Here is a 22,215-nt window from a genome sequence, read left to right as displayed (position 1 = left end):
ATGGTCACTGCGAATCGAAGGGATAGACCCGGCGCCATTCCCGCGCCATGTCCACCACGGTCCAACCCTGGGTTTGCGCCTGGTCGAGCGCCTTGTCCAACCGGCCGAAATGGCTCTTGCGGTCATAGGCCCACTCGCGGCGCTGGTCAGTGTGGTGCACCAGGCCTGCAAAACGCGCGCCTTGGCCGGCCATGGTCCATTGCAACATCTGCAGGTCGCCGTCCGAGTTGCCGAACGCGAGGATCGGCCGGCGCCCAATGACGGCATCGATGCTGACCGGTTTACCAGGGCCATCATCGTTGTGCTGAATACTGGGCAGGCGCTGGATGCTCAAAGTACCGGCCTGGTCCTCGAATTTGGCGCCCAATGTGGTACCGATGACCTGCTCGGGTGGGATGCCATAGACCTCTTCGGCGAAGGCCCGCATGAAAGCCACCTCACCGCCCGAAACGATGTAGGTTTTGAAGCCATTGGCGCGTAGGTAGCTCAGCAGTTCGAGCATCGGCTGGAACACCATCTCGGTGTAGGGCCTGCCTGAACGCGGATGGCGGGCGCTGGCCAGCCATTTGCGGGCAACTGCGGTGAACTGTTCCGTGCTCATGCCCGAATGGGTGGCGGCGACGATTTTCAGCAAGCCGTCCATACCCTGGGCGGCGAGTGCCTGTTGATCGTTCTCCAATACCGCCTTGAACGGCTGCTCGTTGCGCCATTGCGGGTGCTGAGGGGCAAGGCGCTTGACCTCGTCCAAGGCAAACAGCAGTTCGAAATACATCGGCTGCTCGCTCCACAGCGTGCCGTCGTTGTCAAACACAGCGATGCGCTCGGCAGGTGCGACATAGCGCGGGCCGCCTTCAGTGGTGACGTCCTTGACAAAGGCGACGATGGCCGTGCGTGACGGGCCCTCGCGCCAGGCGGGCAATGGATCGGCGGCCTGGGCAAGCAGGGGCAGCAGGCAGAGTACAAACCATACACTGCGCACGAACCGCAGATCGCGCTTGAAGTGATACATCTGGCCCTCCTTGAGCTGTATTCCACATTTCAGGGATTAAGGTCACGCAGCCCATTTCTATCGGGGCGTGACTGTGGGTGCGTACCGAGTTGCTGGCGCAGGGCCGACATCAGCCGCCGCCGGGCATTGGTGGTAAGCCCCTGGCCGCGGTGCGGACCATAGGCAGCCTCGAAAAAGGCTAGCAAATCCTCCCCGCCAGGAGGATGTTCACTTGACGACAAGGTGCGCTGCCCGCTGGCCCGCCGATACCACAGATACAGGCCATCGAGGCGAGCAGGCTCATGGCCGCATTGCTGCCGCGCCTGGCGCCAGGCGTAGCCTTCAGACGCCAGCCAGGCGTGCCGACGACGCAGCCGCCAGGCGCGCAGCCATTGCCAGCCTGCCCGACCATAGGCACGCCCGGCCCAGGCCAACCCACCCAGAAGCAGCAATGCCAGTGCCAACAGCAGCCCGTGGCTTGCAATGCTGACCTGGGCGTTCTGGCCCAGTGCGCGCAGGTCTTCGGCAAGCGAGAACGGCGCCTGGTACACGCCCTCCTCTGCCACCAGCTCCACCGCAGGTACCGAAACACTGTGCTGCTCACCCGTGGCCGCGTCCCACCACTGCAGGTCGATGGCGGGCAAGCGATAACGGCCAGCTGCCGTGGCTACGTAGCTGGCGCTGTCGTCGCGCTGGCCGCCCAGCGTGCCGCCACGCCCATCGCTGAGCGGCTTGATGCTAGGCGTCTGCAGGTAACGCTTGAGTCCGTCGACCTCGGCGAAGGTCGGTGCCGGCAGCAGCATCGCCTGCGTGCCTTCAGCGTCGACATGCACGTGCCGGGTCACGCTGTCACCCACACGCAGCGGCTGGTGGGAATACTGGATCGCCTGGCTGAGGTGCACGCTGCGCGCCACCAGGCGTTGTTCGCCACTGCTGCCCGCCAGGCCCTTGGCCTCAAACGACAGTGGCTGGCTGGTGACCGCCTGCGGCCCGCCACTGGGGCCAGGCTGCACGCGAAAGGTCAGCGCCGGGATGTCGAAGCGCTGCGCCTGTGTCGGGGTGATCGCATAGCGGTAGCGCAGGCCGAAGAACGCCTTGCCCTCGCGTTTTTCGTTGAGGTGCTGGGCTTCGCCACTCGGTGGGCTGACGACCGCACCCGGCAGCTGCAGCATGGGCACTACGGGGGCATCGGTGAACCAGGTGTCGACCAGCAGGTCGACTTCCAGGCTGAGTGTGGCGCCGGTCATGACCGTGGTGCCTGGCACCAGGCGCGCTTCCACCCGCACCTGTGGGTCATCCGCTACCGCCCAACCCGCCAGGCAGCACAACAGCAAGGCCCCGCGCCTCATGGCGCCTCCTTCGCCGCCTGCTGGCGGGCGGCGTCCTGAATGGAAAACTTGCGCTTGAGAAACTGCGCCGGTGACGTGGTCAGGTTATTCAGCCACAGCTGGTCCGAGGCAGCCTGCTGGGTGTTCTGTTGCTGCGTCTTGCCGCCCGAGGGCGTCTGGTCTTCGACGACCTTGTCGGGCTTTTCAGTGGGCGGGCCTTGTTCCTGTTGATCCTCGTAATCCTTGAGCAAGGCCTCGGCCAACGCCAGGTTGGCCTTGGCTTCGGTAAACGACGGCTGCAGGCGCAGGGCCTGCTGGTAGGCGGCAATCGCCTGTGGGAACTTGAACAAGCGTACATAGCTGTTGCCTTGGTAGAACCAGGCAGGGGCACTATCGACCTTGCCCAAGCTGACCAGCGCGGCCTCAAAATCAGCCGCCTGGTATGCAGCGATGCCTTTCCAGTAAGGGTCGTGGAACCGCGTTGCCGCCTGCGGATAGTGGCCCTGCTCGAACGCCCAGCGCCCTTGCTGGTCGGCCGTGAAAAACGCATCGGCCAGCGCACCGGCCCTTGCTGGCTCAGCATTGCCACCCAGCAGCAGGGCCAGCAACACGCCAGGCAGCCAGTTCACTCGCCAGCCGCGCCGCAGCGTCGCCAGCACCACCAGCAGTAACGGCCAGCACAACCAATAACCGGCGTCCTTCCAGTGCAGTTGGGCATCGTCGCCCTGGGCAGCCTTGAAGTGGCGCTGCGCATGCAGCTCGACCCAGTCCAGGTCGTCATCGTTCAGCGACAGGCTGCCTAGGGGCGCACTGGCCGCCTTGGCGAGCCCCTTCAGGCCCTGCTCATCGAAGCCTGCCGCAGCCGACTGACTGCCAACCGCCAACACCAATACTTGCAAGGGCGAGCCTGAGACGCGTTTAGCAATCGCTGGAAATTGGCTGGCATCACCGCCATCGGTCAGCAGCACCAAAGTGCCCGGCGTCTGCTCAGCCGCCAGCAGCTTCAAGGCCAGGTCTATCGCGCCCAAGGCATCCTTGCCCGGGGTGCTCATCAGGTCCGTGGCCAGTGCCTGGATGAAGGTATCGAGCAACGCCGGATCCTCGGTGACAGGAAGCACCAAGTGGGCATTGCCGGCATAGACGATGAGTGCGGTACGGGCGCCCGCACGGCGCAGGACCAAGTCGTGCAGGGTGTGTTTAGCAGCCGCCAGCCGAGTGGGCGGCACATCGTCGGCATCCATCGACGGCGACAGGTCCACGGCGATGATCAAAGGGGCGCGGTCATCGAGAAAGTCGGGGGTGTCCTGCACCCAGGTCGGCCCGGCAGCGGCCAGAGCTCCAAGTACCAGACTGGCCCCCAACAGGTGCACCGGGCGCAAACGCCGCTGTTCCTTTGGCGTGATCATCAAGTGCTCGACCAGGTGAGGCGCGATGATGCCCTCCAATTGTCGGCGCAGATCATGCCGGCGCAGCCACAGCACAGGCAACAGCAGGCCCGGCACGATCAGCAGCAACCACAGCGGCCGCATGAAATGGAACGCAGCGGGGTCGAAGGTCATGCCGGCGGTGCTCCGGGCACTGGCCGGCGGCCGACCAGGCGGGCGCGCGCCAAGGCCAGCAGGTGGGCCACCAGCAGCAACCCTAGCGCCAGGCCCAACGGCCAAACGAACAAGTCACGCTTGGGTTGGTGGCTGAAGGTCTTGACCTGATGCGGGGTCAACCGGTCCAGGGTCGCGTATACCTGCTGCAACGCCTGGCGATCATCGGCGCGAAAGAACTGCCCGCCGGTAGTACGCGCAATCTCCTGCAGAGCGCCCAGGTCGACCTTGTCATCGCCCGTCGCGGTTGGGTCACCGATACCAATGGTATGTACTACGATACGCTCTTCATGGGCCAGGCGAGCCGCGTGCTCGGGGGTGATGGCGCTGCCAGTGTCGTTGCCGTCAGTCAGCAGGATCAGCACCTTTTCCTGCTCGGGGGTGTTGGCCAACGCCTTGATGGTGAGCCCGATCGCATCGCCCAGTGCGGTGTTCGGCCCGGCCATGCCGATGCCGACTTCATCCAGCAGCATCAGCAGGCTGGCGTGGTCGAGGGTCAAGGGCGCTTGAGGGTAAGCGCCGGTGCCGAACACGATGAGGCCGATGCGGTCGTCCTTGCGGCGCGCGATGAAGTCGCGCACCACCGACTTCACCGCAGTCAGTCGATCGGTTCGCTCGCCGTTGGCGTTGGTGTAGTCGTTGGCCTGCATGGACTGGGAAATATCAATGGCCAGCATGATGTCGCGGATCGGCCGCTCCCATTCAATCGGCCGCTCCACCCATACCGGCCGTGCACAGGCCGCCACCACAAGCCCCCACACCAGCAGGTTCAGCCACAATTGCCAGCGCCCGCCCGCTGCACTCGCCTGCCCCGGCTGCTGCCCGGTGGCGCGGCTCATCGCCGCAAAAAACGGCACCCGCAATGCACTGCGGCTTTCGCTATAGGGCTGCAACAGACGATAGGCCAGCCAAGCAGCCGGCAACAGCAAGAACACCCACGGGTAATCAAACTGCCACATGATGCCCCTCGATCCAGCGTCGGCTGGTGCTGTACAACGCCGCGACCTGCTGCGCGTCGAGCGCGAGCAGTTGGGCGTCGGGCGCATAAGCGACCGTTTGCAGGGTTTGCACAAAACCGGCAGGTAACGGCTGACCGGCACGCTGCTCAAGAAAGGCCTGCCACTGCGCGCCGGCCAGGCTGGCCACAGGCGGCGCATCTGGCAGCGACAGCGCCACCCGTTTCAGCAGCACGGGCACTTCCCGCAGGGCGGCCAGGCGCTGATTACCCTCGGCCTTGGCCAGCAGGTCAAGATACTGCAAGGCTTGGCGACGATAGCGCTCACGCGACCAACGCCGCCAGCGCAGGGCCGCCCAGACCAGGAGCAAGGCCAGCATCACCAGCCCCAACACCAACCAAGCCCAGGTATGCGGCAGGTAACTGAACGGCGGCGTGCCGGGTGCCAGCTCGCGCAGCTGATCGATTGACGGTATGACAGCAGTGCTCATCGCGGCACCTGGGCCAGGCGGCCCAGCTCCCTGCGCAGTTGTTCAAGGCTGTCCCCGGCGGTGCTGATCAGCATCAGCGGCACCTGGCTGCGGCGCAGCAGCGCTTCTACATCGCGCAGGCGCCCGGCGAGAAAATCACCCAGCGGTTTGCTAACCCGGCGCTTGCCCACTTCCAATTCCACCTGCTGCGCACCCTGGGTCACGTTCACTCGCCCCCTGTCGGGCACTTGAAGTGCAATGGGGTCGTACACCTGCAGGGCGATCACATCGTTGTGCTGGCGTAACTGGCGCAGCAGCGGCAAGGTGTGCTCGCTGATACCCGCAAAGTCGCTGATGATGCAGATCAAGTGATCATGGCCTGCCGAGGCAACGCAGGTGCGCAACACCTTGTCCAACTGGCCATCTGCGTCTTCGCTGGCGAACGCCGTCAGCGCGTGGTTGGCCCTGACCACTGCACTGCACAGGGCCTCGACCCGCGCGCGACTACGCAACGGCCGCACGTGCTCTACCCGCTGATTGCCGAACACCAGGCCACCGACCCTGTCACCGGCGTGAAACGCCATCCATGCACACAACGCCGCCAACTGCGCCGCAGTAACCGATTTGAAATAGCGCTGGGAGCCGAAATACATGCTCATGCGCTGGTCCACCAGCACCAGCGTAGGCCGGTCGCGTTCTTCGGTGAAGGTGCGCACGAAAGGCTTGCCGTAACGCAACGAGGCACGCCAGTCCAGGTGGCGCAAATCGTCGCCGGGGATGTAGTGACGCAGCTCGTCGAAGCTCAACCCGCGCCCGCGCAGGCGCGAGGCATGGTTACCGGAAAGAATGCTCGACAGTGGCTGCCGGGCGACGAAACTCAGCCCCCGCGCGCGCGCGTCCAGCCCCACCAGTTCGGTGAGCGAGGCGTAGACAAAACCGTCAGGCGTAGCGCTATTAGCGGGCATGAGCGTGTCCGTCAGGCCGGAATGGCCACCTTGTCCAACAGCCTGTCGATAACCTGGTCCGCCGCCACGCCATCGCTGACCGCGTCGTACGACAGTTGCAGCCGGTGGCGCAAAACCGGGTGCACCACCGCGCGCACGTTGTCCGGTGAAACAAAGTCCTGGCCGTTGAGCCAGGCATGCGCGCGCGCCACCCGGTCTAGGCTGATGCCACCGCGCGGACTGGCACCGATGGTGATCCAGCGCGCCAGGTCGGTATCGTAGTCGCCTGGGTGACGGGTCGCGTTGATCAAGTCGATAAGGTAACGGTCGATCGCCTCGGCAACATGCACCCGCGCCACCTCGCTGCGGGCATCGAAGATCACTTGCTGGGCCAGCCGCACCGGTTGCACGGCCCCCGCATCGCTGGCCTGGTCCTCTGCACGTACCAGGCGCAGCACCTGGGTTTCGTCATCAGGGTGTGGGTAATCCAGTTGCAGCTTCATCAAAAACCGGTCCATCTGTGCTTCAGGCAATGGATAGGTGCCTTCCTGCTCGATGGGGTTCTGCGTGGCCAGCACCATGAACAGCCCCGGCATCGGATAACTTTGCCCGGCCACGGTGATCTGGCGCTCCTCCATGGCCTCAAGCAAGGCCGCCTGGACCTTGGCCGGGGCACGGTTGATTTCGTCGGCGAGGATCACGTTGCCGAACAGTGGCCCGGGTTGAAAGCTGATTTTGTTGCCCTCGGCCGACTGCTGCAGGATCTCGCCGCCGGTGATGTCCGAGGGCAGCAGGTCGGGGGTGAACTGGATGCGCCGCATCTGCGCTTCCAGGTGCGTGGCCAGGGCCTTGACCGTGCGCGTCTTGGCCAGGCCCGGCAGGCTTTCGAGCAGCACATGGCCGTTGGCAAGCAGCCCCAGCAGTACATGGCGAATGGTCTCGGCCTGGCCGAGGACCTTCTCGGCGACCGACGCTTCCAGCGCTTTGACGTGTTCATGGGTGTTCACTGGCCCGGTCCCTGTCAGCGGTTGGCAATTGGGTAAATCTAGTAGTGCCAGGCCAGGGTGCAATGGGGTGTCGTGAAGAGAACATGGTAAGTTTCCGGCTTCACTTTCCTCCCCCTTCACCGCCCCTTCTGGTAATACGGCTCTATGGCCTGCAGCCGCGGATCATCTGGTGCCACCGCGCGCATCCGCTCGACATAGCCGTAAGCCTGCTCGCGCTCGCCAGCCAATGCATGCAGGTAGATCAGCGAATACAGCAGGTCGGCGTTTTCCGGTGCTTGCTCCAAGCCGCTGCGTAACGCTTGCAGGGCTTCATCACGGCGGTTCATGCGCGACAGCAGCAGGCCCTGGTTGTAACGAATGCGCGTATTGCCCGGCAGCGCCACGGCGGCCTGCTCCATCCAGCCCAGCGCCTCGTCAGGCTTGCCGCGCTCGACCAGCAGCAAAGCCAGCATGTAGGCCAGGTTGCCACGGTCGGCAGCGGGCATCTTGTCCAGCGCCACCCCCTCGCGCAGCAGGCTCTCAGCATCGTCCAGGCGTTGCGCGCTGCTGGCCAGGGTCACCAGGTTAACCCGCGCCGGGACGAAATACGGGTCCATGCGCAAGGCTTGGCGATACTGCTCCACAGCCTGCTCGTCGCGGCCCTGGCGCTGCATAAGCACCGCCAGGTTGAGCCGCCCCCCTGGCAGGTCCGCGTTACTGCGCAAGCGCTGCTCGTAATCGTCAAGCAACGTTTTGAACGACTCGCGGCTGGCTTCAGGTAACTGTGCTGCCGGGACATCGGCCAAGGCCCGCACGGCTTCGTCGCGCACGGCCAAGGTGGGGTCTTCGAGCAGGGGCAGCAACGGTTTCAAACGCTGCTCGGGGGGCAGGCTGGTGAATCCGGCCACAGCGTAGGCGCGCACTAGCGGGTCTTTGTCCTGCAGTGCCCATTGCAAGTTGCTGGCCGCTGCGGGGCCCAAGTCTGCCAACTGGTCGGCGGCGGTGGCGCGGACGATGGCCGGGTTGCTCTTGTCCGCAAGCAGATAACCCAGGCGGCTCAGGATAGTGCTCGGGTCTTCGCGCACGGCGTGGAAGTTCTGGCCGTAATGAGCGGGGCGCTTCGGTGACCCGAACCAACCTTCAATGGCCTTGGCCGCCCACTCGGGCTTGCGGTCTTGGTGGCAGGTGGTACAGGCATCCGGGCCGTTGCCCTCTGCGGCAAGGTCCGGCCGGGGTATACGCAGGCTGTGATCGCGCCTGGGGTCGATCACCATGTAATTTTTGCTCGGCATGTGGCAATTGACGCACTGCGCACCTGGCGAGCCCACCGCGTGGTGATGATGCGCTGGGCTGTCATAGTCCTTGGCCTGCAAGCCAGTGAAACGTGCAGTATTGGGCTGGGTGTTATGGCATTGCAGGCACAGCCCGTTACCTTCTATGCGTACCTTGGTGGTATGGGGGTTATGGCAATCGGTACAACCGACACCGGCGGCGAACATCTTGCTCTGGGTAAATGAGCCGTACTCATAGACTTCGCCGTCGATCTGCCCATCGTCATGGTACAGGCCCGTGCGCAGCGTGGCGGGCAAGCTTTGGTCCAGCTGAGGGTGGCCCGGCATCTGGCCAGTGCCCAGGCTTTGTCGGCGGCTGTGGCAATAGGCGCATTGCTCTACCAGGCCCTTGCTGCCCAGCGCCTTGTAATCCACCGCAAGCCCTTGGGCAGGCGAAACGCCGGGGTGTTGGCTGGCCCAGTCAACATGGGCCTGGCCAGGGCCGTGGCAGCCCTGGCAACCCACGGTCTTTTCCTGCCAGGTACTGGCAAAACTGTCCTTCGCATCATCGTAATGCTTGACCAACCGGGTCGAGTGGCAGTCGGCGCACATGCCGTTCCAATTCTGGTAGCGGCCAGTCCAGTGCAGCGGGTCATCAGGGGCAAAGCGTTGCCCAGGGTACAGCGAGAACCAGCGCTGCCCGCCCTGCGCCGTCGGCCGGCTGTCCCAGGCGAGGGTCAAGGCCTGCAAGCGGCCTCGCGACAGTGACACCAGGTATTGCTGCAGCGGCTCGAAGCCAAAGGTGTAGAGCACTTGAAAATCAGCCGGCTTGCCATCCTCGCCGTCGATGTTGACGAAAAACCCATCGCCCTTGCGATAGAAGCGGGCCTTGACCCCATCCTGGTCGTAGCGCACGTCATTGAAGTTGCCCAGCACGTTGGCCGGGTTGGCATCGCGCAGCGCCCAGGCATGATCGGAGTGTTGCCACTGCTTGGCCTGTTCGACATGGCACGCCTGGCAACTGCCGGCTTCGGCGTAGCCCTCACGTTCAGTGGCCAGGGAAGGCAAGGCAGCCGCACCAAGGTTGGCGCTGCTCAGCAACAACCACACAACACTCAAGCAGGCCATTACCCGCATGCGTCGCACTACCTGTGCCCAGTGCCCCATTCGCTCGCTCCACGGTCAGTTCTGCCGGCCCTGTTGCGAGCCGATCTAACAGCACATTACCCAGCAATGCTTGACCCTAGTACACATGGATGGCCTTTGCGCAGCTGCAGAAACCAGTCGCGCATTTATGCATATACGACCATGCAAAAATGCACACCCCTAAGTTGGGCAAACGGAAAATTACTTTCTAGTATTAAGGCGTTGAATGATTTGCGTTGCGCTGCTCGATGTCTCTCAGCAAGGAATTGAGAATGCCGTTGACTGTCGTTGCACACCGTTACCTGCCTTTGTTGCTGGCCTTGGCCAGCGTTGCCACCCACGCCGAGCAAGAGCCAACCACCGAAGAACCACAACTGATCCGTGTCCTGCTGGCAGCCGAGCTGGAAACCACCCTGTCCAGCCAGATGAGCGGCACCCTGGGCGAGCTGAAGACCAGCTTCGGCGAACACGTGCCCAAAGGCGCAACCTTGGCGCGCTTCAATTGCAACGAGGCCCAAGCCCGCGGCAAGGTCGCCGTGGCCGAGCTGGCCATGGCCCGCCAGAACCTGGAAGCCAAGAAGCAACTGCGCAAGCTCGACGCCGTCGGCGATATCGAAGTGGCCGCAGCCAATACCGAAGTGCAGAAGGCTGATGGCGCCCGCGCCATGGGCGAAGCGCAAATGAGCTACTGCCAGGTGCTGGCCCCCTTCTCGGGCCATGTGGCCAAGGTTTACGTCAAGCCATACCAGACCGTCAGCGCAGGTACGCCACTGTTCGACCTGGTCAGCGACGGCGCATTGAAGGTGCGCCTGAATGTGCCCTCCAGCCAACTGAAAAGCCTAAGCCCCGGTCAGACGCTGCAGGTGACTGTGCATGAGACTGGCAAGACCTACCCGGCCAAGGTCAGCGTGATCAACTCAAGGGTCGATGCCGTGGCGCAGACGGTGGAGCTTGAAGCGCGCTTCGATCAGCGCTACCCCGAACTGATGGCCGGCATGAGCGGCACGGCGCGGTTCGACCATGACCGTGAATAGGCCACTGCCCCACCCGCAGCTGTTGCTGCAACTGGACGCTCTGCGCGATAAAGCCATGGCCGCCGAGACGCTGGGCGCGCTGGCATTCAGCATGGCCAACGACCTGTACCCGCTACTGCCCTTCCACCAGGCGCTGGTGTTCGAGCAAGGCAACAGCGGATTGGAGCTGCTGTGCGTGTCTGGCCTGGCGCGCCCCAGCGAAGACTCGCCCTACCTGGTCTGGCTCAGGCGCGCCAGCCGTTGGTTGGCCGAGCGCTTGGTCGAGCCGCAGCCCGCCTGGTTGACCCAGGCCAACGCTGCGCCACCTGAAGACATCGCCGAGGGCTGGGCCGAGTGGTGGCCTACCGGCCTGTGGTGCATACCCTTGCATGCCCCGACCGGCCAGCGCCTTGGCCTGCTGGTGTTGCTGCTGGAAGAAGCACCGCCGGCGGTGGTGCACCAGCAGCTGGATGGTTTGACGCGCACCTGGGCCTATTGCTGGCATGCGCTGACCCGGCGCCGGCGAATCGGCCGCTGGCGCCCCAGCCGCCGCCAGGTACTGATCACCCTGCTGGTGGCCGCCGGGCTGTTGCTGCTCCCAGTGCGGCAAACGGCGTTGGCACCGGCACAGATCGTGTCGCGCCAGGCACAGATCGTCAGTTCACCGATCGACGGCGTGATCGCCCAAGTGCTGGTGCGCCCGAACCAGCCGGTGGAAGCCGGCACCCCGTTGTTCACCCTCGACGAAACCACCCTGCGCAGCCGCGCCGAGGTACTCGGCAAGGAAGTCGCGGTGGCCGACGCCGAGCTGCTGGCTGCCAGCCAGCGTGCATTCGACAACCCGCAAAGCAAGAACGAGCTGACCTTGCTGCAAGGCCGTGCCCAGCAACGCCGCGCCGAGCTGGCCGCAGTGCAGGCGCAGTTGCGGCGTACCCAGGTACTGGCACCGCGGGCCGGGGTTGCCGTGTTCAGTGACCCCAACGACTGGCTCGGCAAGCCGGTGTCGACCGGTGAGCGCATCATGCACGTGGCCGACCCGGCGCAACCGGCCATGCAGATCCAGCTGGCCGTGGCCGATGCCATCGCCCTGGAGCCAGGCGCCGAGGTCACGCTGTTCCTCACCGCCTACCCACTCAGCCCGCTCAAGGGCAAAATCCTTGAAACCAGCTACCAGGCCAAGCCCAGTGATGACGGCGTGGTCGCCTACCGCCTGCTGGCCAGCATCGACGAACGCTCCGAGCATGCCCGCCTGGGCCTGCACGGCACCGCCAAACTGTACGGTGGCCGGGTAATGCTCGGCTATTACCTGCTGCGCCGGCCGCTGGCCACGGTGCGTGCCTGGAGTGGCTGGTAATGCTCGACCTGTCCGACCTGCCACTGCCCCCGCTGCGCGAGGACCTGCGCCTGTGCGAGGCCGCCGACAGCCGTGAAGGGGAACCGGCATGGATGATCCACGACACCGTGGTCAACCGTTTCTACCGGATTGGCTGGTTGGAGTTCGAGTGCCTGCTGCGCTGGGGCCAGACGCCGCGCCAAATCAGCGAGCAAGTGTCGCGGGACAGCGCGCTCAACCCCGATGTCGAGCAGGTGCTGGCGCTGCGCACGTTCCTCGAACACCACCACCTGCTGCGCCCCGGCCCCGAGCAATTGGCCAAACTGCAGGCCGCGAGCGAGGCGCGCACCTGGTCGAGCTGGCGTTGGTGGTTGCACCACTACCTGTTCTTCCGCGTGCCGCTGCTGCGCCCGCAAGCCGGTCTGCAGCGCCTGGCGGTAGCGCTGGGCTGGCTGTTCCATCCGCTTACCGGGGTGCTGGTGATCGGCCTGACCCTGCTCGGGATCATCCTGGTGATGCAGCAGTGGGACGCCTTCACCCATGCGGTGGTCGAGTCGTTCTCCACCGAAGGCCTGTTCAGTTTTGCCCTGGCTCTGGTGGTCGCAAAAACCCTGCACGAGCTTGGCCACGCGCTGGTCGCCACGCGACTGGGCTTGCGCGTGGGGCACATGGGCGTGGCGTTTCTGGTGCTGTGGCCGATGCTCTACACCGACACCGGCGAAAGCTGGAAGCTCAAGCGCGCCCACCAGCGCCTGGCCATCGCCTCGGCCGGCATCATCACCGAATTGTCCCTGGCGGGTTTGGCCACCCTCGGCTGGGCCCTGTGCGACGACGGCGCCCTGCGCAACGCGCTGTTGTACCTGGCGACCACTAGCTGGGTGCTGTCGCTGGCCCTCAATGCCAGCCCATTCATGCGCTTCGACGGCTACTTCATTCTCAGCGACCTGCTCGACTTCCCCAACCTGCACGAACGCGCCTCGGCGCTGGCGCGGGTGGCCCTGCGGCGCAACCTGCTTGGGCTCAACGAGCCGTGGCCCGAGCCGTTCCCGGTGGGGCAACGCCGCCTGTTGGTCGCGTTCGCTTTTGCCACCTGGCTGTACCGCCTGGTGCTGTTCCTCGGCATTGCCGCGGCGGTGTACCTGTTCTTCTTCAAACTGTTAGGGATCGTGCTGTTCATGGTCGAGTTGGCGTGGTTTATCGCACTGCCGGTGAAACGTGAGCTGAGCCACTGGTGGCAACAGCGGGCACGCATCCCGGGGCAGCGCAAACGGCTGTTCTACCTAGGCGCAGGCCTTGCCTTACTGGCGCTGGCGGTGCCTTGGCACAGCCAGGTCGACGCCGTTGGCGTGGCCCGGGCCGAACACCAGTTGCGCGTGTACACGCCCTACCCTGCGCGGCTGAAAAGCTTGCATTCGCAAGGCCAGGTCAAGGCCGGCGACGTGTTGGCAGTGCTCGAAGAGCCAGACCTGGATTCGCGCATGCGCAGCAGCCAGGCCAGCGCCCGCAGCTATCAGGCGCGCCTTTCTGGGCTGCTGGCCGACCCCGCCGGGCTGGCCGAGGACGCTGCCACCCAGCAACGCCTGAAGGTGCAGAACGAAGAAGCCCGCGCGGCACGCATCGAAATCGCCCGCCTCAACCTGCAGGCGCCATTCGCTGGCACCTGGCTGGACCTGGACCCGGACTGGCGCCCTGGCCAGTGGCTCAACCGCGAAGAGCCACTGGGCATGCTGATCGACCCCAGCCACTGGCAGGTCGATGCCTACGTCGCCCAGGACCAAGTGCATCACCTGGCCGTGGGCAATACCGTGAAGTTCTACCCCGAAGGCCAGGCCACCGCGCTGCGCGGCAAAGTGCTGGCCATTGGCAGCACCCGCGCCGGGCAGTTGGCCCACCGCATGTTGTCTTCGCACTTCGGCGGCCCGGTGCCGACCAGCGGCCAGTCGCTGGTGCCCAGCAACGCGCTGTTCCAGGTACTGGTCGCGTTGGATGAGCCGTTGGCCAGCGTGCGCGAAACCCGCGGCAAGCTGAAGATCGAAGGGGAAAAACGCAGCATCCTCGGTGAGCTGGCTAAATGGATTCTGGGGGTCGGGCTGCGCGAAAGCGGCTTCTGAAGACCTTCCGGCGCCTCACCCGGCACCCCGAAAAAATCGGACTAGGATTGATTTAGTTTCGGAAATGGCATCGTAACTTCTGGGCAGGATTGGAAATGGACATCAAGAGCAGAGCCGGCTTCGCCATGGTTTCGCGCCCTCGGTCGCAGACAGTTGCCCTTGAGCAACGCATCCTCTTCGACGGCGCTGGCGCAGCGGCTGTCGACCAGCAGCATCACAGTGATCCCGGTACAGCAGAGGCCAAGGACACCAGCCATCCTGCCCCCACTGCCAGCGAGGCGCAAACCACCGCAGCAGCGCCCGCACCACGCAACCTTGTGGTCATCGATGCCCGGGTGGAAAACCGCGACCAGCTGGCCGCCAACTTGCCAACCGGCACCACCGCGCTGGTGGTGGACCCTGGCCAGGATGCCATCGCAGCCATCAGCAATGTGCTGGCGCAGTTGGGCAAGGTCGACTCGATCCAAGTGTTCTCGCACGGCGCGTCTGGCCAGTTCACCCTGGGCAACCAGGTATTCACCAGCCAAACCGTCGAGCAGCTGGGCGACCGCCTGAGCGCCTGGCGCGGTGAACTCAACGCGGGCGCGGACATCCAGTTGTATGGCTGCGATGTCGGTGCCGGCAGTGCAGGCCAGGCGCTGGTGAACGAACTGGCGCGCTGGACCGGCGCTGACGTCGGTGCCTCCAGCAACGCCACCGGCAGCCAACTGGCCGGCGGCGACTGGCGCCTTGAGGTCAGCAGTGGCGATGTCGACAAGACCATTGCCCTGGCAGCAGCCACCCTGAACGGCTTCCAGGGTCTGCTGGCCGATGCCAGCCCCACCGCCAGCCTGGGCAGCGGCGGCGCCGAGGTGCAACTGGGAGAGCAATTCAACTTCACCGTCAGTTTCAGCAACCCCTCCACCCAGGAAGGCTACGCGCCGTTCCTCGATGTGTTCATGCCGGCCACCGGGCGCGACGGCGACGATGGCGCCACCTTCGTCTCCGCCACCTACTTGGGCCAGGCGGTGAACAGCTTCGTGATCACCTTCGATGCCAACGGCAATGCCACCCACCCGTTGGCCAAGGACGCCAGCGGCAATGCCCTGGTGATCAATGCCGCCAGTGTCGGCATGAAGCCCGGTGACCAGATGGTGGTACTGCAACTGCCTTATGCCAGCGTCACCAACGGCCAGCCCGCCATCGATGTGCAGATTACCGCGCAGTTGAGCAATCTGGCCGACACCCATTACTCCGACGGCACGCCTGACCTCACCATCAACGCCCGGGCAGGCTTCGAGTACGGCAACGATTCGCTGAACAATCCGGTGCAGGACCCAAGCCGGGTAGAAAGCGCACTACACAGTTTCATCGTCACCCCGACCCTGCTCAAGGTCACGCAAACGGTCAACATGCCAGAAGGCGAAACGGTAACCGGGCCGAACTTCACCCGTACCCAGACCGTGACCGTAACCCCGGCCCCCGGGCAAACGCTAAGCAATGTCACCGTCACTCAGACCGTGCCTGACCAGGTGCATGTCAGCGCCATCACGCCGGGGGCCGGCGGCACCCTGACGTCGGTCACCCTGCACGACGGCACGGTGCTGACCAACCCCCTGCTTATCGCTGCGGCATTGGCCAACCCCAACGCCTTCGTGGCCAGCTATGAGATCCATTACGACACCCTAAGCGCGGCCAGCGAAACCCAAGTCAGCTTCTACGTGCCGGAAATCGACGCCAACGGCCGGCCAGTGATCGACCCGACCACCGGCAACCCAGTCACCATCAACTTCGGCACCGCCAGCGTGAGCGGTGGCTGGAACCCGCTCGACCCACGCGACCGCCCCACCGACCCGGACGGCTACCCGTTCACCGAGACCGGCAACGGCCAGGGCGTGACCTTCGTCGCCAAGTCGATCACCCTGCTCAAGCAGGTCGACCTGCAGAACGACGTCGGCACACCCGGCCTTACCCCCGGCGACACTTTGCGCTACACCATGGACGTGGCCATTTCCGACTTCTTCGCCTTTGGCGAGAACATCCTCGAGCAGGGCCAGTTCACCCTGACCGACTTGCTTGGCGACGGCCAGACCTTCGACCCGAGCAACCCGCCTACGCTGATCATCCAGCAGCATGGTGGGTCCCAGGCGATTGCCCTGGTCTACACCCAGACGGTGAATGCCGACGGCAGCACCACGCTGGTCTTCGACATTGCCGAGTCCATTCGCCAGGCGATTGCCGGCCCCGGCGTGGCGGCACTGTTCGGTGACCTTTACGACGACACCCTGCAGGAAGGCGCCACGCGCCTGAGCATCGTCTACGACGCATTGATCAACCCCACCTACACCAGTGACCACCCACCCCACGACCAGCTCAACGAAGGTGACAGCGTCGGCAACAGCGCCACGGTGGATGCCACCGTGCTGCGCGATGCGGTCAACCTGGGCGGGACCCAGACAGACGGGTCCAGTACCACCAGCACCATCGCAAGCTCCTCGGTCGATATCGAACTCACCCAGGTCAACGGCGGCAACCCGCCGAGCAACGGCGAGCTGCGCCCGGGCGATGTGGTGACCTTCACCATTAGCTATGACTTGCTGGTGGCCGATTACGAGAACTTCAAACTTACGGCGTACCTGCCCTTGCCCTTGCTCAATGCCAGCGGCATCAACTGGAGCATTGGCAACGGGGTTGGCCAGTGGACGTTCGGCAGCGGTAATACCATTCTCGATGTGCCCGATAGCGTCACCACTGGCCCGGGTAACTCGATCATCTTCGACTTCGGCGATTTCGTCTCTGGCGGCCTCAGTGGCGGCACCGTGCAGGTACGCTTCACCATGGTAGTGGGCGACCAGCCGTATGCCGACCAACGAGAACTCGACGTGCTAGCGCAGTCGAGCCAGACCACCACGGTCGACAAGACCGTACTCACCTCATCAGATGTGGCGGTGATCCAGTCGGTCGCCGAGCCGGTGCTGGACATCAAGCACGGCGTGGTGTCCAGCAGCAACGGCACGGTCACCGGCACCACCGGCAGCTGGGCCGCCCCTGGCAGCAGTGGCGTGCCGTTCAGCGGCAGCGTGACCAGCCTGGCGGCGGTGGACGGCAATGTCAGCGGCATCGACGGTGCCGATAACCTTCGCCTGGCCACCGCCCTGAAAAACACCGGCGGCGGCGGTGCCTACGATGTCAGCACCAGCATTACCTTGCCCGCTGGCCTGTCGTTCGTCGGTGGCAGCCTGGGCGCGGCCAACCTGCAGATCTACCGCGGCGACGGCAGCGTGCTGGTGCAGGGCACCGACTACCGTGTCGACGGCAACGCCATCACCTTCCTCGACGCCAACGGCCAGGCCACCCTGCTGGCCGGCCGCGCCGGCACCGCCAGCGACCTGTCCGGGGCCAACGTGGTGGTGATCACCTACGACGTCAGCGTGGACAATGCCATCCTCGCCTCCAGCACGCTGCAGAGCACTGCCGCGCTGACCTACTACGCCAGCGTCGATGGCGGCCAGGACTTCACCCCCACCGACCTGACCGAGGTCGCCAACCAGCAAGTCGCCGCGCCGACCATCAGCAAGACCTACAAGGACGGTAGCCTGACCGAGGACGACTCCAGCGCCGGGCACACCACGGGCAGCAACCTGGTGATCGGCGAAAGCATCACCTATGACATCGTCGTCACCCTGCCCGAGGGTTCAACGGGCAGCCTGCGCATCAATGACCTGATCCCTCCGGGCCTGCGCCTGGACCCACGGTTCAATGGCAACCTAGGCTATGAAATCATCACCAGCACCACAGGCAGTGCCGCCCTCACGGCCGATTTCAACGGTGTACTGAACGTCAACCCGGTGACCCTGGACGGCAGCGACGGCGCCGACCTGATGCTGGTGTTCGGCAGCGCCGGGGCCACGGCCGACAACATCACTGGCAACAACAGCTTCGTCATCCGCCTGGTACTGGTGGCCAGCAACGTGACCGGTAACCAGCAAGGCACCACGCTGAACAACGGCGCGCAGCTGGTGTACAGCGACCCCGATGGCGACACCCCCAATGGCACCACCGCCGTGGATCGCAACATCAACAGTGCCGAACAGCCCGGCGTGACCATCGTCGAGCCGACCCTCAGCGTCACCCAGCAGATCACTTCGACTCCCTCGTTTGGCGGCTTCGACCAGGGCGATACCGTCACCTTCACCATCACCGTGGCCAACAATTCGGGCACCGACGCGTTCGACATCAGCCTGCTGGACGTGCTGCCGACTGAAATCGACAACCTGGTGATCAGTGGCACCGTCCAGTACAGCGGCGGCGCCACCAACAATGGCGGCGTTGATTTCGTCATCCTCAACGGTCAGTTGGTGACCGCCAATGGCGCCAACATCGACATCGCTAACGGCGGGAGCATCGTCATCACCCTGACCGGCGTGGTCAATGCCACGGCCGCAGGCGAGGCTGCGATCGCCAACAACGTCGTGGTTCGATGGAGCAGCCTGGACGGCAGCAGCGACAGCACCGATACCGTCAATGGCGAGCGCAGCGGCGACGATGGCCTGCTCAATTCAGGCGTGCTCAACGATTACAGGGTGCTGAGTGCCTTGCTGATCCCGGTCACCAACGGCATCCAGGTGTCCCGCGTCGGCGGCGTCACCGACACGCCCCCGGCCACCAACGGCAGCGGCGCCACCGACACTAGCGGCCTGCTGGAGACCGTGGTAGTCGGCGAAATCGTCCGTTACCGCGTGGCCGTGCTGGTACCGACCGGCGACAACCCCAATTACCAGATCCGCATCGAGCTGGCCGCCGGCCTGGAGTTCATCACCGCCGACCTCAACAACATCCTGATTGCCATGGTGTCGAGCCAGCTAGGCGGCTTGACCACCGACGCCACCGACCTGGTGCTCGGTAATGGCAATACGCTGTACATGACCGGCAACCAGAACAGCGAAGTGGCCTTGCCGATCCACCCCGATCTGGGCGGCGTGGCGCCTTCGGGTATCTTCGACGGTAACAATGGCCGACTGCAGATCACGACCAACCTAGACGGTAGTCAGACCATCACCTTCAACCTTGGCAACGTGACCAATAGCGAGGCTGCCGACAGCGATATCGAAGGCGTGATCCTTGAGTTCAACGTGCGCGTCAACAACGTGACCGGCAACCAGGCCAACACCCAGCTAGGCATGACCGTGTTCGAACACGTGGGCCCTGGCGATGGCGTGGACCGCGGCCGCAGCGATACGGTGTTCGAGCGCGTGGTGGAACCCAGCTTCACCAGCATGGACAAGTCGGTCATCGACGTGGCCCCGGGCGCCGGCACGACCACCGCCACCGTCTCGGTGAGCTTCACCCAGGATGGCGGTGCACCCGCCTACAACACCCACCTGACCGACCAGTTCCCCAATGGCAGCAACTACCAGGTGCAAAGCATCCTGCTCAATGGCGTGGCGCTGGACCTGGGCAACCTGCCCAGCGGTATCAGCTTCAGCGATGGCAGCGGTATCGTCATGGACTTCGCACGGCTTGCGCCCAACGACGCGATCCAGGTGATCTACACCGTCACCCTACCCAATGTGACCATCGCCGATGACACCGCCAGTTCCGCCGTGCTCACCTGGACCAGCCTGCCCACCGACTTCGAAACAAACGGCTGGGGCGGTTCGCTGCCGGCGGGCGCTGGCGCTGCCGACGGCGAGCGCACCGGCCAGGACGGCGCAACCGGCTTGAACAACTACATCCTCAGCGATGGCGCCGGCATGGGCGTGATCCAGGGCACGCTGTGGGACGACACCCGCAGCGCCACGGACAACGTCAGCCCGGACGGCCCCGGCCTGGACGGCATCGACGTCACCCTGACCTGGGCCGGTGACGACGGTCAGTTCGGCACCGCGGACGACCGCACGTTCAATACCGTTACCGCCAATGGCGGCCTCTACCAGTTCGCCCTGCTGCCCTCCGGCAGCTACCTGATCGCGGTGGCACAAGACCACCAGGTCAGCGCCAACAACAGCTTCCGGGTGCGTATAGACACCGACACGGGCGCTGCGGCTACAGGCCTGGGCAGTATCAACCTGGCACTCGGCGAAGGCGCAACTGGCACCGCTGACGCCGGCTACGTGCATGTTAACGAGGCGCCGGTCAACACGGTGTCCGACCAGCATGGCCAGGAAGACACGGTATTGCACATCGGTGGCCTGGCCATCAGTGACGTGGACGTCAACGCCGGCACTGCCGACGGCGTCATGACCATTACCCTGACCGTGGTACACGGGGTCATCTGGCAAACCGCCACCCCGCCGGCGGCCACAGCTACACCTCCTGCCGGCGCTGGGCGCAGCCTGGTCCTTACCGGCACCTTGGCCGAACTGAACGTGCTGCTGAGCCAGCTGTATTACAAAGGCGACCAGGACTTCAACACCTTCCGCGACCCGGAAACCCTGACCATGGTCACCAACGACCAGGGCAACTTCGGCGACGCACCGGTCAACGGTGACGGTGTGCCTGGGCAGAACCCGGCTGATGCGCTGACCGATACCGACGTGATGAACATCATCATCGACCCGGTCAACGATGCCCCGATCGCCAACGCCGACCTGGCCATCGCCGTGGAAGCCGGTGGCTTCAACAACGCCGACCCGGGCGTGAACCCCACCGGCAACGTGCTGGCCAACGACACCGATGTCGATATCCAGACCAACAATGACGTACTTACCGTCACCCGCATCGCCAACACCACCACCCCCGGTGGTGTCGCAGTGGCCGCCAATGGGGTCACGACCTTGCAAGGGCTGTACGGCACCTTGTCGATCACCGCCAGCGGCGGTTTCCAGTACATCGTCGACAACGACAACCCTGAGGTTCAGGCACTGCGCACCGCCGGCAACTTCATCAGTGATTTCTTCGGCTACGACATCGTCGACACCGGCGGTTTGACCAGCAGCTCGGTGCTGCAGATCAATATCCATGGCGCCAACGACACACCGGTGGCTCAGGGCGACATCGGCACCGCCATCGAGGCCGGAGGTACCAACAACGGCACCCTAGGGCAGGATGCCACTGGCAATGTGCTGGATAACGACACCGACGTCGACTCCGTGGCCTTGGGCGAGACCAAGCAGGTCAGCGCGGTGCGCTTCGATGGGCTGGGCGGCGGCCGGATCATTCCGGTGGTCAGCGGCCAATCGAGCAGTGTGCTCGCCGACTTCGGCAGCTTGACCATCAACGCCGACGGCAGCTACCGCTACGTCATCGACAACAGCAACGCCGCGGTGCAGGCACTATCCCCAGGGCAGACACTGGTCGAGCAGTTCACCTACCAGATGGTCGATGCTGGGGGCCTGAGTTCCGTGACCGTGCTGGTGATCACCATTCAGGGCGCCAACGATGCGCCGGTGGCCGTGGACGACCACGGCACCGCCAGCGCGGGTGCCAGCGACGGCAGCACCGTGCCGGTCAACGCCAGCGGTAATGTAATCACCGGCGATGGCGGCGTGGGTGCCGACACTGACGTCGACAACTTCGACCAGCCAACCGCGACACAGCTCAAAGTCGATGGCGTGCGCAGCGGCCTGGAAGTCACTGGCGGTACCCTTACGCCGGTAGCCAACGGCGCACCTGCAACCCTCACTGGCACAGTCGCCCGCCTGGCTGACAGCAGCCTGATCAGCGGCGACTTTGGCCAGCTGATTCTGAACGAAGACGGCAGCTACACCTTCGAGGTCAACAGCGCCGACCCGGCCATCCGTGCGCTAGCGGCTGGGCAAACCCTAGACGTGATCTTTACCTACCAGATCCACGACAGCGGCGGCCTGACCGACCAGGCGCAACTGGTGATCACTGTCACCGGCGTCAATGACCCGCCCGTGGTAAACCCGGTCACGGTCGATGCCATTGAGGCCGGGGGAGTGAACAATGGCCAGCCGGGGCTGGACCCGAGCGGCAGCATCCGCAGCGCGTATACCGACCCCGATGGCGACACCCTGATCGTCAGCGCCGTGGTCAACCCCAGCGGTGTCAACGGCACGCCTGGCCAAGCCCTGGCTGGCAACTACGGCAGCCTGGTACTCGATGCCCAAGGCAACTACCGCTACGTGGTG

At 64.6% G+C, this 22,215-nt stretch carries 12 protein-coding genes; 4 read left to right on the top strand and 8 right to left on the bottom strand.

The window, feature by feature from the left end; all coding sequences use genetic code 11:
• Positions 1-4: 4 nt before the first annotated feature.
• The 8 genes from MFF34_RS14030 to MFF34_RS13995 form a co-directional block, all read right to left on the bottom strand.
• On the bottom strand, positions 5-1,009 hold the full coding sequence (locus MFF34_RS14030; protein ID WP_238214714.1) for an HAD family phosphatase: 1,005 nt from the start codon (positions 1,007-1,009) through the stop codon (positions 5-7).
• A 29-nt stretch (positions 1,010-1,038) separates the two neighbouring features.
• Positions 1,039-2,337 (bottom strand): hypothetical protein, encoded by a 1,299-nt coding sequence (locus MFF34_RS14025; RefSeq protein ID WP_238214713.1) that lies wholly within the window; start codon positions 2,335-2,337, stop codon positions 1,039-1,041.
• Entirely contained in the window at positions 2,334-3,875 is a 1,542-nt protein-coding gene (locus MFF34_RS14020; RefSeq protein ID WP_238214712.1) for a VWA domain-containing protein, read from the bottom strand. The genes MFF34_RS14025 and MFF34_RS14020 overlap by 4 nt, the downstream gene beginning before the upstream one ends.
• Complete coding sequence (locus tag MFF34_RS14015; protein WP_238214711.1) at positions 3,872-4,873, bottom strand: VWA domain-containing protein; 1,002 nt, start codon at positions 4,871-4,873, stop codon at positions 3,872-3,874. Before MFF34_RS14015 ends, MFF34_RS14020 begins: the two co-directional genes overlap by 4 nt.
• Positions 4,860-5,360: a DUF4381 domain-containing protein gene (locus MFF34_RS14010; protein ID WP_238214710.1), complete on the bottom strand. Its 501-nt coding sequence runs from the start codon at positions 5,358-5,360 to the stop codon at positions 4,860-4,862. The genes MFF34_RS14015 and MFF34_RS14010 overlap by 14 nt, the downstream gene beginning before the upstream one ends.
• On the bottom strand, positions 5,357-6,304 hold the full coding sequence (locus MFF34_RS14005) for a DUF58 domain-containing protein (protein WP_238214708.1): 948 nt from the start codon (positions 6,302-6,304) through the stop codon (positions 5,357-5,359). Before MFF34_RS14005 ends, MFF34_RS14010 begins: the two co-directional genes overlap by 4 nt.
• An 11-nt stretch (positions 6,305-6,315) precedes the next feature.
• Positions 6,316-7,290, bottom strand: coding sequence for a MoxR family ATPase (locus MFF34_RS14000; protein ID WP_238214703.1), 975 nt, complete (start codon positions 7,288-7,290; stop codon positions 6,316-6,318).
• Positions 7,291-7,406: 116 nt separating this feature from the next.
• Positions 7,407-9,707: a tetratricopeptide repeat protein gene (locus MFF34_RS13995; protein ID WP_238214701.1), complete on the bottom strand. Its 2,301-nt coding sequence runs from the start codon at positions 9,705-9,707 to the stop codon at positions 7,407-7,409.
• A gap of 251 nt (positions 9,708-9,958) precedes the next feature.
• On the opposite strand from MFF34_RS13995, the gene MFF34_RS13990 reads away from it, so the two are divergent.
• The 4 genes from MFF34_RS13990 to MFF34_RS13975 all read left to right on the top strand — a co-directional run.
• Entirely contained in the window at positions 9,959-10,720 is a 762-nt protein-coding gene (locus MFF34_RS13990; RefSeq protein WP_238214699.1) for an efflux RND transporter periplasmic adaptor subunit, read from the top strand.
• Positions 10,707-12,053, top strand: a complete 1,347-nt coding sequence (locus MFF34_RS13985; RefSeq protein ID WP_238214697.1) for an efflux RND transporter periplasmic adaptor subunit — start codon at positions 10,707-10,709, stop codon at positions 12,051-12,053. Before MFF34_RS13990 ends, MFF34_RS13985 begins: the two co-directional genes overlap by 14 nt.
• Positions 12,053-14,143 (top strand): HlyD family efflux transporter periplasmic adaptor subunit, encoded by a 2,091-nt coding sequence (locus tag MFF34_RS13980; RefSeq protein WP_238214696.1) that lies wholly within the window; start codon positions 12,053-12,055, stop codon positions 14,141-14,143. Before MFF34_RS13985 ends, MFF34_RS13980 begins: the two co-directional genes overlap by 1 nt.
• Positions 14,144-14,238: 95 nt before the next feature.
• On the top strand, positions 14,239-22,215 hold a 7,977-nt coding region (locus tag MFF34_RS13975), incomplete at its 3' end, for a DUF4347 domain-containing protein (protein WP_238214692.1).

The organism is Pseudomonas sp. PAGU 2196 (genome assembly GCF_022179005.1).
Taxonomy (GTDB): Bacteria; Pseudomonadota; Gammaproteobacteria; order Pseudomonadales; family Pseudomonadaceae; genus Aquipseudomonas; species Aquipseudomonas kermanshahensis.
This window is presented reverse-complemented; position numbering and strand designations above follow the sequence as displayed.